Origin of the sequence: Ruthenibacterium lactatiformans (assembly GCF_000949455.1) — a bacterium.
GTDB classification, from domain to species: domain Bacteria; phylum Bacillota; class Clostridia; order Oscillospirales; family Ruminococcaceae; genus Ruthenibacterium; species Ruthenibacterium lactatiformans.
Genome location: NZ_JXXK01000003.1, coordinates 58,849 through 70,876, shown reverse-complemented (window position 1 = coordinate 70,876; position 12,028 = coordinate 58,849). Strand labels below are relative to the sequence as shown.

General features: G+C 59.8%; 9 protein-coding genes. 6 read left to right on the top strand and 3 right to left on the bottom strand.

Annotation, left to right across the window (positions count from 1 at the left end):
- Window positions 1-49 precede the first annotated feature (49 nt).
- Both TQ39_RS03630 and TQ39_RS03625 read right to left on the bottom strand, forming a co-directional pair.
- The gene (locus tag TQ39_RS03630; protein ID WP_050004599.1) at window positions 50-1,387 is read right to left on the bottom strand and encodes an ABC transporter substrate-binding protein; all 1,338 of its coding nucleotides are present in this window, start codon (window positions 1,385-1,387) and stop codon (window positions 50-52) included.
- A 111-nt stretch (window positions 1,388-1,498) separates the two neighbouring features.
- The gene (locus TQ39_RS03625; protein ID WP_242853448.1) at window positions 1,499-2,521 is read right to left on the bottom strand and encodes a LacI family DNA-binding transcriptional regulator; all 1,023 of its coding nucleotides are present in this window, start codon (window positions 2,519-2,521) and stop codon (window positions 1,499-1,501) included.
- 392 nt (window positions 2,522-2,913) lie between these two features.
- On the opposite strand from TQ39_RS03625, the gene TQ39_RS03620 reads away from it, so the two are divergent.
- The 6 genes from TQ39_RS03620 to TQ39_RS03595 all read left to right on the top strand — a co-directional run bounded on the left by TQ39_RS03620 (window position 2,914) and on the right by TQ39_RS03595 (window position 10,042).
- Window positions 2,914-3,720: a DUF624 domain-containing protein gene (locus TQ39_RS03620; RefSeq protein ID WP_009321860.1), complete on the top strand. Its 807-nt coding sequence runs from the start codon at window positions 2,914-2,916 to the stop codon at window positions 3,718-3,720.
- Window positions 3,717-4,091: an SMU1112c/YaeR family gloxylase I-like metalloprotein gene (gene gloA2, locus TQ39_RS03615; protein WP_009321861.1), complete on the top strand. Its 375-nt coding sequence runs from the start codon at window positions 3,717-3,719 to the stop codon at window positions 4,089-4,091. Before TQ39_RS03620 ends, gloA2 begins: the two co-directional genes overlap by 4 nt.
- A gap of 179 nt (window positions 4,092-4,270) precedes the next feature.
- Window positions 4,271-4,921: a hypothetical protein gene (locus TQ39_RS03610; protein WP_009321862.1), complete on the top strand. Its 651-nt coding sequence runs from the start codon at window positions 4,271-4,273 to the stop codon at window positions 4,919-4,921.
- Between the two features lie 100 nt (window positions 4,922-5,021).
- On the top strand, window positions 5,022-7,613 hold the full coding sequence (gene clpB, locus TQ39_RS03605) for an ATP-dependent chaperone ClpB (RefSeq protein ID WP_050004598.1): 2,592 nt from the start codon (window positions 5,022-5,024) through the stop codon (window positions 7,611-7,613).
- A 171-nt stretch (window positions 7,614-7,784) separates the two neighbouring features.
- The gene (locus TQ39_RS03600; protein WP_050004597.1) at window positions 7,785-8,996 is read left to right on the top strand and encodes a glycoside hydrolase family 3 protein; all 1,212 of its coding nucleotides are present in this window, start codon (window positions 7,785-7,787) and stop codon (window positions 8,994-8,996) included.
- Window positions 8,997-9,235: 239 nt separating this feature from the next.
- Window positions 9,236-10,042, top strand: a complete 807-nt coding sequence (locus TQ39_RS03595) for a creatininase family protein (RefSeq protein WP_050004596.1) — start codon at window positions 9,236-9,238, stop codon at window positions 10,040-10,042.
- A 528-nt stretch (window positions 10,043-10,570) separates the two neighbouring features.
- On the opposite strand, the gene TQ39_RS03590 is transcribed toward TQ39_RS03595, so the two are convergent.
- Complete coding sequence (locus tag TQ39_RS03590) at window positions 10,571-11,950, bottom strand: MATE family efflux transporter (protein WP_050004595.1); 1,380 nt, start codon at window positions 11,948-11,950, stop codon at window positions 10,571-10,573.
- Window positions 11,951-12,028 lie beyond the last annotated feature (78 nt).

Genomic DNA, 12,028 nt, shown 5'->3' with positions numbered 1-12,028 from the left:
ACTTATAAAATGGGGGAGCCAAGCTCCCCCATTTTGCTGCGGTATTCGCTTACGCCGCGTTCAGCGCGGCCTCGCTGGCCCAGCCGTCCACGAAAGCGGAGACAACGCCGTTCCAGTCGCTCGTGCCGGCGGCATACGCTGTCAGCGCAGAACCAACGCCGTTTTTCCATTCCTCGGAAGGCATGGTGGTGAAGTTCCACGACACCGGGGTCTTGCCCGCGGCGGTCATCTCGGCGTCCTGCTTTACGAACAGGTTCGGGGACTCCTGCGCGGTTTTGAACGGGATGACAAAGCCCATGTCGTCGGCCATGGCCTTGGTGCCCTGCTCGGAGGTGACGCACCAGTTGATGAAGTCCAGCGTGGCCTGGATGTCGTCCTCGGAGGCTTCCTTGTTCACGCACCAGTAGTTCTCGGTGCCGGTGCACAGGCCCTGGTTGGCCTCGTCGCCCACGCCGATATAAATGGGGATCATGGCGAGGTCGTCGTCCGTATATTTGCCCTCGCCCGTCAGGTTGCCGTACTCCCAGGAGCCGTTCTGGAAGAACACGGCCTCGCCGGCCAAAAACTCATTGCGGGAGTCGTCGCCGGTTTTGGCGGACAGCTCACTGGGCTCGCAGGTGCTGTTGTTGATATACAGATCCCAGATGGCCTTGTAATTGTCCAGATATGTGCCCTTGATGGCGTCGGTGGTGCTGATGCCATCTTCCTGATATTCAAAGTAAACGGGCAGGTTGGCCAGATGGGTCTTGAAGCGCCAGTCGGAGCTGCCGTCCATGCCCGCGCTGGTAAACGCGGCAAAGCCCAGCTCGTCCTTGCGGGAGGTAATATCCTCGGCAACTTTCTTCAGATCCTCAAAGCTCTGGATGTCCTCGAGGGTATAGCCGGCTTTCTCCAACAGGGTCTTGTTGGTGATGATGCCGTAGCTCTCGATGACGTACGCGATGCCGTAGACGGTGTCGCCTTCCTTCAGCGCATAGTCATCGCTGGTGAGCTGGGTGTAGATGTCGGAGCCGGAAAGGTCATAGCAGTAATCCTTCCAGTTGGCGAGGCCGACGGGGCCGTTCACCTGGAACAGCGTCGGGGCTTCGCTTTTGCCCATCTCGGCCATAAGCGTCGTTTCGTATTCGCCGGAGGCGGCCGTCACGACGGTTACGGGAACGCCCGTTTCCGCGGTGTAAGCTTTGGCGAGCGTCTGCCAGGCCTCGTCCTGCTCAGGCTTGAAGTTCAGGTAATAAACAGAACCTGCGGCCGTGGGGGTGGTGCTGGCGGCGGGTTCGCTGCCGGAGCCCGAAGCCGCGGGCGTAGAGCTGCTCGAGCCGGAGCCGCCGCAGGCGGCAAGGGAAAGAGCCAGGCAAAGCGCAAGTACAAGTGCAAGTACCTTTTTCATATTGGTCCTCCTAAAAAAATTTATCATTCAACGGCAGAACTGATCGTCTCTAAACAATGCATTTGCGCTTACTTCGGCAGATGCGGCTTTAAAGACGGTATGAAGCTGCCGTCAAATATCAGATGTTACGGAGGCGACAGATTCGCCCTCCAGAAGCCCGGTGCTCACCACGCGCGTCTGCGGAGGAGCAGCCTTTTCGATCTGTCCCAGCAGAAGGGCCACGCTCTGGTCGGCAATCTCCTGCTGCGGCTGGGATACCGTGGCCAGCCGCGGTACCGCGTACTGCCCCAGCTCGATGCCGTCGAAGCCCAGTACGGAGATATCCTGCGGAACGCGGAGCCCCGCATCTGTGAGGGCGCGCATGGCGCCCACAGCCATGATATCCGACATGCAGAACACGGCGGTGAAGCCCGCTTCCCGGGCCAGCAGCTTGTTCATGGCACGATATCCGCTGCCGAGATTGTAATTCGCCTTTTGATACAGCGCCTCATCGTGGGAAAGCCCCTCGTCTGCAAAGCCCTGCAGGAACCCCTGGTAGCGTTGGTCGCTGATGGAGGAGACCGCCCGGTTGCCGCCGATAACGGCAATGCGCCGGTGCCCGCGGGAAAGCAGAAAACGGGCCGCGCGCCGTCCGGCGGCGGTATCGTCGATGCCCACGCTGGACAGGTTTCCAAAGTTCAGGTGATCTGCAAGTGTGGTAGCCAGCACGCTGGGCACGGCAATGGCGGAAAAGCGTGCCTCAAAGCTGCAGGTGTTGCCGCCCAGGAAAATGAACCCCAGAGGTTTGCGCTCGCGCTGAAGCTGCTCGCCCACCAGCACCTCATCGGCGTCCTCGTCCAGGTAATGGACCTCGGCGCTGTACCCGGAGCAGGAAATAAGGCTCTGCATCCGTTCCAGAATGGCGGCGAAAAACATGTTGAACGCGCCCTTCACCACAATGATGATGCTGCGGTTCTGCTGTACCTTCAACTGGCGGGCATTGCTGTTGGGCACGAATTTATGCGCCGCGACGATGGCCTTGATCTTTTCCTTAGCCTCACGGGAAACGTCAGGATGGTCGTTCAGCGCGCGGGAAACGGTGGATACGGCGTACCCGGATTCCCTTGCGATGTCCTTGATCGTCAACAGCTGCATCCCCCTTTTTTGAAAGGCTGCAACCGTTATCGGGAACGCTCCCGGAAACGTTTCCAGCTCCTTCTGTTGCTTATCATACACCTACGCGTGAGGAATTTGCAAGAGGGTTTTGGCAATTTCGGCAAATTGATTTAATTGAACTATTGTTTATTGTGCACCTTTACGGCATAAAACAATCGGCCTGTCATTTTGTTGTAATCATTTGCGGGCCGGCCGCTGTACAAACAAAAAATGAGAAAAGATTCACATTCTTGTAATCCTTGTGCGGGTTTGATATAGTATAATAGATATGCTATGAAAGCGGCGCCTGGATAGTGTACCGGGAATCCGGTGCAAAAAAGCGCGTTTTCTGCGGTGAAAATTTACCCGTATGCGGGGAAAGAGCGGTTGATATGGGATTTTTTTCAAACATGTATACCAAAGAGGGGCCGGGCGTGCGCAAGGATCAGCCGCCCAAAAAGGGGATTCCGCGCTTTTTTGAAATACTGATGCGCGACTACGGCCATCTGCTGAAGGTGAATTTTCTGTTTCTTTTGTGCTGCCTGCCCATGGTGACGGTGGTGCTGTTCGGCCTGCTGTTCCACCAGTATCTGGGCATGCTGCTCATTGCGGCCGTGCTGTATCTGCTGTGTGCGGTGCTGGTGGGTCCGGCCATGACGTGCCTGCACGGCATCACCGTAAAAACAGTGCGGGATGAGCCCTGCTATATGTGGCATGAATTCAAAAAATGCTGGAAGGGCAACTGGAAGCAGAGCGTGCCCGCGGGTGTCCTGTTCTGCACGCTGCTGGCAATGGAGTGCATCGCGGCCTGGTATTATATGTTCATGCAGTCGGAGATGAACGTGCTGCTGGTGGCATTCGTGGCGTTCAGCCTGCTGCTGCTCACGATCTGCTGGCTGTTCACGACCCTGCAGATGCTGTATCTCGACATGCCCCTGGGCGGTATGCTCAAGAACAGCCTGCTCATTATGTTCGGCTACGCCAAACGCACGCTGCCCGCAGGGCTGATTACGCTGGTCATCGTCATCGGGGTGGTGCTGTTCGTGCCCGTTCCCATCATGCTTCTGCTGCTGTTCCTGGGAATGCCTGCACTGGTGGCCGTCATCGGGGATATGTGGGCCTGGCCCGTGATGGAGCAGGCGTTCCACATCTCTGAGCAGCAGGCGGCGCGCCGTGCCGAGCAGGAGGGCCGGGAGTGAACCTGAGCGTGCATCATGTGGCGGTCATCGTTTCGGATTACGCTGCGGCAAAGCATTTTTATGTGGATCTTCTGGGGCTGCCCGTCGTGCGTGAAAACTGCCGGGGCAACGGCCTGTGGAAGCTGGACCTGCGCCTGGGCGACGGCGAACTGGAGATATTCAACGCCCACGAGCCGCCCGCGCGGCTGTCGTACCCGGAGGCCGCGGGTCTGCGCCATCTGGCTTTCCGTGTGGACAGCGTGGCTGAGGCGGTTGCAGAGCTGGCTGCAAAGGGCATTGCGTGTGAGCCGGTTCGCATGGATGAATATTCCCGCAAGCCGTTTACCTTTTTTCGTGACCCGGACGGCCTGCCGCTGGAGCTGCACGAGTGACGCGCTGCGCTGGAAGTTTCTATTGATACTGTATGAAGCCGCACACGGCAGGACACCCTGTCTGTGTGCGGCCGCTTTTTGCTCCGCAAAACTTGAAAAATAATTTATATAAATCTGTTGACAAATTATTATATCTGATATACAATAAATTTACACTCAAAGCATGGAGGTGCAGGACCTTGAGCAAAAGCGTATACAGTGTTGTGCTGATGGACGATGTGGTGGACGCTGTGGACCGCCTGGCCTATGAAGCCGGCACGAACCGCTCGAATATGATTAACCGCATTTTGGCGGAATATGTGCAGCTGGCTACGCCGGAGCAGCGCATGCAGGACATTTTTTCTTCCATCATGGATGCTGTCAGCGGGCAGAATGCGCTTCAGCTTATGCTGAATGCGTCGGACGCGATGCTCTCGATGCGCAGCGCCATCCATTATAAATACAACCCCAGCATGCGCTACGTGGTGGAGCTGTACCCCCATTCCACCGAGGAGCTGGGCGAGGTGCGCGCGGGCCTGCGCACACAGAACCCTTCGCTGCTGCTGTACATCGGCCAGTTTTATAAGCTGTGGGCCGGGTTGGAGCGCGCGTATCTGGAAGGCCCGCCGCGCCGCAGCGAGGCGCAGGGAGGGCGGTATACCCGCCGCCTGCTTCTGCCCCGGAATGTCGCCGCCAGCGAGGAGGCTGGCCGCGCTATTGCGGGTTATGTGGCGCTGTTCGACGCCTGCCTGAAAACTTTTTTTGACCATTTGGAGGACCCCGCCGGCGCGCCCCGCGCCGTAGAGGGGTGTTACCGCTCCGGCCTGGACGCAGAGACTGCGGCCCTGTAGCCGCCTGCGGGCCGGAACGTTCATCGGGCAGTGCCGTGCGCCGCACGGCTCTGCCCCGTAGATTCATCCGACAAAATATGCGGATAAGGAGTGAAATGATATGAATGCACAGAAAATGACACAAAAATCCCTCGAGGCATTACAGGCTGCACAGTCGCTGGCCGTCGAGTATGAAAACCAGGCCCTGTGCCCGGAGCATCTGTTCTGCGCTTTGCTGAGCCAGCAGGACGGGCTCATCCCCCAGCTGTTTCAGAAGATGGGGGCCGAGCCGGGCAACCTTGCCGCCGCCTTTGCCAAAAAGGTGGGTGAGCTGCCCCATGTAACAGGCACCGGGCGGGACCCCGAAAAGGTGTATATCACGCCGGAGCTGGACCGTGCGCTGACGGCCGCCGAAAAATCCGCTGCCGCCATGAAGGACGAATACGTTTCCGTGGAGCATCTTGTGCTGGGCATGATGGATGCGCCCAACGCCGCCGTCAAGGAGGTGCTGCGCCAGTTCAGCCTTGATAAGACCCGCTTTCTGGAGGTGCTGGCGCAGGTGCGCGGCAACCAGCGCGTCACCAGCGACAACCCCGAAAGCACCTATGACGTGCTGGCCAAATACGGCCAGGACCTTGTGGAGCTGGCCCGTCAGCAGAAGCTGGACCCCGTCATCGGCCGCGACGCCGAGATCCGCAACGTCATTCGTATCCTTTCGCGCAAGACAAAAAACAACCCTGTGCTCATCGGCGAGCCGGGCGTGGGCAAAACAGCCATCGCCGAGGGCCTGGCCCTGCGTATCGTGCGCGGCGACGTACCCGAAAACCTGAAGGACCGCAAGGTGTTCAGCCTTGACATGGGCGCGCTGGTGGCCGGCGCAAAATACCGCGGCGAGTTTGAAGAACGCCTCAAGAGCGTTCTGCAGGAAGTGAAAAAGAGCGAGGGACAGATCATCCTGTTTATCGACGAGCTGCACACCATTGTGGGCGCGGGCAAAACGGACGGCGCCATGGACGCGGGCAATATCCTCAAGCCCATGCTGGCGCGGGGCGAGCTGCACTGCATCGGCGCCACGACGCTGAACGAGTACCGGCAGTACATTGAAAAGGACGCGGCGCTGGAGCGCCGGTTCCAGCCGGTGATGGTGGATGAACCCACGGTAGAGGACACCATCTCCATTCTGCGCGGGCTGAAAGAGCGGTACGAGGTGTTTCACGGCGTGAAGATCCAGGACAACGCGCTCATCGCAGCGGCAGTGCTCTCGGGCCGGTATATTACTGACCGCTTTCTGCCGGATAAAGCCATCGACCTGGTGGATGAAGCCTGCGCCATGATCCGCACGGAAATGGATTCCGCCCCGGCGGAGATGGATGACCTGCGCCGGAAGATCATGCAGCACGAGATCGAGGAGGCGGCCCTGAAAAAGGAGACCGACAAGCTTTCCGCCGAGCGCCTTGCGGACATTCAAAAAGAGCTGGCCGCCATGCGCGAGGAATTCAGCGCCATGAGCGCCCGCTGGGAGAACGAGAAATCGGCCATCGGCAAGGTGCAGCACCTGCGCGAGGAGATCGAGCAGGTAAACGGCGAGATCGCCAGGGCCGAGCGTGAATATGACCTGAACCGCGCTGCCGAGCTGAAATACGGCCGTCTGCCCGCGCTGCAAAAGGAGCTGGAGCAGGAGGAGGCCCGCGCGGCGGCGGAAAAGGATTCCACTCTGCTGCACGACCGTGTGACGGAGGAGGAAATCGCCCGCATCGTGGGCCGCTGGACAGGCATCCCCGTGGCGAAGCTCATGGAAGGGGAGCGCGAAAAGCTGCTGCATCTGGACGGCATCCTGCACAAGCGGGTCATCGGCCAGGACGAAGCCGTACAGCGCGTGACGGAGGCCATCCTGCGCAGCCGCGCCGGCATCGCGGACGAAAACCGCCCCATCGGCAGCTTTTTGTTCCTAGGCCCGACGGGCGTGGGCAAAACGGAGCTTGCCAAAGCACTGGCGGAAGCGCTGTTCGATGACGAAAAGAACATCGTGCGCATCGACATGAGCGAATATATGGAGAAATATTCCGTCAGCCGCCTGATCGGCGCGCCTCCGGGATATGTGGGTTATGAGGAAGGCGGCCAGCTCACCGAGGCTGTGCGCCGCAAGCCGTACAGCGTGGTGCTGTTCGATGAAATCGAAAAAGCCCATCCGGATGTGTTCAATGTATTACTGCAAGTATTGGATGATGGACGTATTACGGACAGTCAAGGCCGGACGGTGGACTTTAAAAATACCATCATCATCCTGACGTCGAATCTGGGCTCCAACTATATCCTGGACGGCATCGAAAACGGAGAGATCAGCCCCGAGGCCCGCGCCCAGGTGGACGCTCTGCTGAAAACGTCCTTCCGCCCCGAGTTCCTGAACCGTCTGGACGAGATCGTCTATTACAAGCCGCTTTCCAAGACGGAAATCGCAGGCGTGGTGGACCTGATGCTGGAAAGCCTGGTGCAGCGCCTGGCTGCCAAGCAGCTCAGGCTGGCGGTCACGGACGCCGCGAAGCAGATGATCGTGGACGGCGGGTACGACCCGGTGTACGGCGCCCGCCCGCTGAAGCGTTACATTCAGCAGAAGGTGGAGACGCTGGTGGCGCGGGATATCATACAAAACGATCCGGCGCCCGGAGATACCATCACGGTGGACGTGAAGGACGGCGCTCTGGCGTTGGTATAAGCGCAAAAGACGCATCCGCAGGCCGGACATTTCGCCCGGCCTGCTTTTTTGCGTGCCGGGGCCCGGACGAAAACCTTTCTCCGCACTGGATTTTTCAGTGCGGAACTGCTATAATGGGCGAATCAAAAGGCCCGGCGGGAAAGCTTACGGCGGGCAAAAGGAGGGCGGCCTGTGAACCGGCGGAAAAAGGGCGGCTTTGCCGCGGGCTGCTGCGTTGCGCTGCTGCTGATCACGCTGTGCGCGGCAGCGGGCGGCGGCGTACTGTGGTATGTGGGGCGCACGATGGCACAGCCGGGCAGCGCGTCCATGCAGGGCGCTTCCGGTGCGCCGGGCGGCGGAGCGGAGGATACCGGGCGGCAGGAGCCGCTGTTCCGGGAGGGAGACACGGTGGATACGGTCCTTGCAAAAATGACGCTTGCGGAAAAGGTGGGCCAGATGTTCATCGTCCGCTGCCCGGAACAGGGCGCGGCGGAGAAGGCTGCGGAATACCATTTGGGCGGCTATATCCTGTTCCGGGAAAATTTTGAGGAAAAAACACCCGTGCAGGCGGCGGAAATGGTCCGGGCCTGTCAGGCTGCCGCCGCGCTGCCGATGCTGGTGGGTGTGGATGAAGAGGGCGGGACCGTCAACCGTATCAGCGGATATCCGGCTTTCCGCGACACGCCCTTTGCTTCGCCGCAGGAGCTGTACCAGGCGGGCGGCTTTGACGCGGTGCGGGAAGATGCGCTGGAAAAATGCGCGTTTCTTGAAGAACTCGGTGTCAACGTGAATTTTGCGCCGGTGTGCGACGTAAGCACGGACCCGGAGGATTTCATCTACAAAAGGAGCTTTGGCCGGAACGCGGCAGAGACGGCGCAGTATGTGCGCACCGTGGTGGAGACGATGGGTGAGCGCGGCATGGGAAGCGTGCTGAAACACTTTCCCGGCTACGGCAATAACGCCGACACGCACACGGGCATTGCCGTAGACGACCGCCCCTATGACAGCTTTGCAGCGTCGGACTTTCTGCCTTTCAGGGCCGGAATCGAAGCAGGAGCAGACATTGTCCTTGTTTCCCACAACATCGTCAGCTGCATGGACAGCGCATATCCCGCCTCGCTTTCGCCCCGTGTCCATGAAATTTTGCGGGAAGAACTGGGCTTTACGGGCGTGACCGTCACCGACGACCTTTACATGGACGGCATCCGGGACTTTGTGGACGTGGAGGGCGCGGCGGTGCAGGCTGTGCTTGCGGGCAACGACCTGTTGTGCTGTACGGATTTTGAGGTACAGATCCCGGCGGTATTGGCGGCGGTGGAGCAGGGAGTGGTGCCTGAGACACGAGTTGATGAAGCCGTGCGCCGCATTCTGACGCTCAAGCAGAAGCTGGGGCTGCTGGGGTAAGGCGGATGGATGCGGCAATGACCGCCCAAAAAGAAAAAGCGCGGCCTGTCCACCCCTCAAAGGGGAAGGACGGGCTGCGCTTTTTGTGCAGCGTTGCGTGTATTTCGGTATGGATTTGGGATATTTGCCGACATTTTTGAACAAAAAGCCGTTTGGATGCCGCTGGGGACGAATATAATGGAGGGGATAAAGCGGGCGTTCTTCGGAATGCCCCAAAAATAAAAGGAGGACTGGATATCATGCAGGTACGTTGGGAATATTTGACTCCGCCCGAATTCAAAAAGCTTGTTAAAGAGGAGCAGATTTGTATTCTGCCGCTGGGGATACTGGAGCGCCACGGCGAACACCTGCCGTATGGCACCGACGGCCTCTCGGTACACGCTATTGCCTGCCGCGCGGCGGAACTGGAGCCGTGTGTGGTGTTCCCCACTTATTGGTTCGGCCAAGGGCACGAGGCGTCATGCTTTGCGGGCTCCGTCAACTTTCCCCCCCGGCTGCTGTACGAGATGCTGGAAGTGCTGTTGGACCAGATCGCCCGCAACGGCTTTAAAAAAATCGTGATTTTCAGCGGCCACGGCGGAAACAGCCATTTTCTGGACTACTTTGCCATGACGCAGCTGGACCGGGAGGTGGACTACACGTTGTATATTCTGCGCGGCGCAGGCAAACGACAGCTGGCTCTGGCCGATATGTGGGAGACGAAGTACGGCCATGCAGGTGAAGAAGAGACCAGCCAGATCATGGCCATCACGCCGGAGGGCGTTGTAAAGCTGGAGCAGCAAGTCTATGAGGAACCGATACTCCCGCGCATGGACCTGACGCAGCAGGTGCCTGGGGTACATTCGGGCCTGTGGTGGTATGCGAAATATCCCCTCCATGTAACAGAAAGCCCATCCCACGCGACAAAGGAAAAGGGCGAACGTATGATAGAGGCTCGCGTGCTGGATCTGGCCGACCGTTTGCGCGCCATTAAGGAAGATAAGGTGCTGCCCTCTCTGCAGCAGGAGTTTTACGAGCGTGTGCGCAGGGTGCCGGAAGGAGATTGAACCCGCCCGGCGAACAGAGCCGGAAGAAAGCCTCCATAAATAAGGAAGTAAAAGAAGCGTCCGGGGAAAAAGCTGGCGGTGGCAAAGCCATGCATCTTTGCGCAGCAAAGTGCAAGCCACGCGGCGAATGCCGCCAAAAAGGAGTGGGGAACCCCTTTTTCATCCAAGGCAACACCGCACAATTCACGGCTGAAGCCTTAAGCGTCGCCTCGCTTGCAGATTTTCCGGCAACTGTCACAAAAATGCTCGCGAATACACAAAGTATTCGCGAGCATTCTTGTTTAACCTGCCAAAAAATCTGCCGGCGCGATTCGAAACTTAGAATTGTGCGGTGTTGCCCTAAAATAACCCCGCGGCGCCCCGCAGGGCCAGTGCCGAGGCGTGCAGAGCGGAGCGGCCGCCGAAGGCCGCCGTGCGCGGCGAACGGGGCCGCAGGCCCTGTTCGCAGGCGGCTTGGCGCAAAAGCGCAGCTTTTTCGACAAGCTGACCGTGGCTGCAGCAGACGCTGCGGCCATGGTTTTTGCGGTTTCAGTTGGGAAGCTTCTGCGGCGCCAGCGCCGCGCGCCGGGCCAGTACGCCCCGGATGCACACGCAGTACACGGCGACGGAGGCCAGCGGCCCAAGCACATCGGAGATGGGCTCGGCGTAGAACACCGCGTCCGCGCCGAAAAACGCGGGCAGCGCGAACACCGCCGCGAAGTAGACGGCCTTGCGCCACAGCGAAAGCGGCAGCGCCAGCTTCGCAAGGCCCAGTGCCGTGAAGCCGTCCACTACCTCGTATTGCAGGCCCAGGGGAAGCAGCGCCAGCGTGCATACCTTGATGGTGTCGAACGCCTGGGCCGCCAGCGCTTCGTCGGTGGTGAACAGCCGCACGAACAACGGCCCGGCCAGCCGCGCGGCCAGAGTCATCACAGCCGTGAACACCAGCCCCAGCCCGAAAATGTACTTCTGCGCCTGCCGTACGCGCTCGGTGCGGTATGCGCCGTAGTTATAGCTTAAAATAGACTGCGTTCCGCCCGTGATGCCTCCCAGCGGCATCGTCACAACGAGCATGAAGCTTTGGGCGATGGTGGCGCAGGTCACCAGAGCGTCGCCCCGCGCCGCGCCGCCGTAGTGCTGAAGCACGGCGTTCATGGCAATGATCATCACGTTGTCCAGCGCGATGATGATGAACGGCGAAAAGCCCAGCGTCAGCACACGCCTCATGACGGCCGCGGAATATCCGCCCCGTGTGATGCGGATGGGGGGCTTTTTGCCCAGCAGAAAGCGCACCGCATAAACGCAGCTTGCGAGCTGGGAAAGCACCGTGGCGATGGCCGCGCCGCGCACGCCGAGGCCGAAAGCGAAGATGAACACAGGGTCCAGCACGATGTTGAGCACCGCGCCCAGCGCCACGGATTTCATGCCGTCGGCTGCGAAGCCCTGGCATACGATGAACTGGTTCAGGCCGGAGGCCAGCAGCGCAAAGGGCGTACCCAGCAGGTAAAGGGTGAAATAGGCCTCCGCATACGAGTAGGTGGCGTCGCTTGCGCCGAACAGCCGCAGCATCGGCTCACGAAAGGGCAGGATGGCGGCGGGCAGCGCCACCGAGAACACGCACAGCATCAAAAAGCAGTTGGCCAGAATGCCCCGCGCAGCATCGTCGTCGCCCTCGCCGCGCTTGATGCTGAGCAGCGGCGCGCCGCCAACGCCCACAAGAAACGCCACCGAGCCGACCATCGTCACCACCGGGCCGCATACGCCGGCGCCTGCCAGCGCCAGCGCGCCCTCGCCGGGGATCTGGCCGATGAAAATGCGGTCCACGATGCTGTAAAGCACAGAGATGAACTGCGCCAGCATGCTGGGCAGCGCGATGCGTCCTACCAGCACGCCGATCCTTCCGCTGCCAAGGTCGTTTCCCGCTCTCATCGCTGCATCCTCCCGTCGCTTTGCGGCTCTGCGCCGCATACCGCACTCTATCATAGCCGATTTTTTTCTCCGAGGAAA

Coding starts and splice junctions, on each gene's coding strand:
- clpB (WP_050004598.1), top strand. CDS start 5,022: ATGAATGCACAGAAAATGACACAAAAATCCCTCGAGGCATTACAGGCT.
- TQ39_RS03620 (WP_009321860.1), top strand. CDS start 2,914: ATGGGATTTTTTTCAAACATGTATACCAAAGAGGGGCCGGGCGTGCGC.
- TQ39_RS03630 (WP_050004599.1), bottom strand. CDS start 1,387: ATGAAAAAGGTACTTGCACTTGTACTTGCGCTTTGCCTGGCTCTTTCC.
- TQ39_RS03595 (WP_050004596.1), top strand. CDS start 9,236: ATGCAGGTACGTTGGGAATATTTGACTCCGCCCGAATTCAAAAAGCTT.
- TQ39_RS03625 (WP_242853448.1), bottom strand. CDS start 2,521: ATGCAGCTGTTGACGATCAAGGACATCGCAAGGGAATCCGGGTACGCC.
- TQ39_RS03590 (WP_050004595.1), bottom strand. CDS start 11,950: ATGAGAGCGGGAAACGACCTTGGCAGCGGAAGGATCGGCGTGCTGGTA.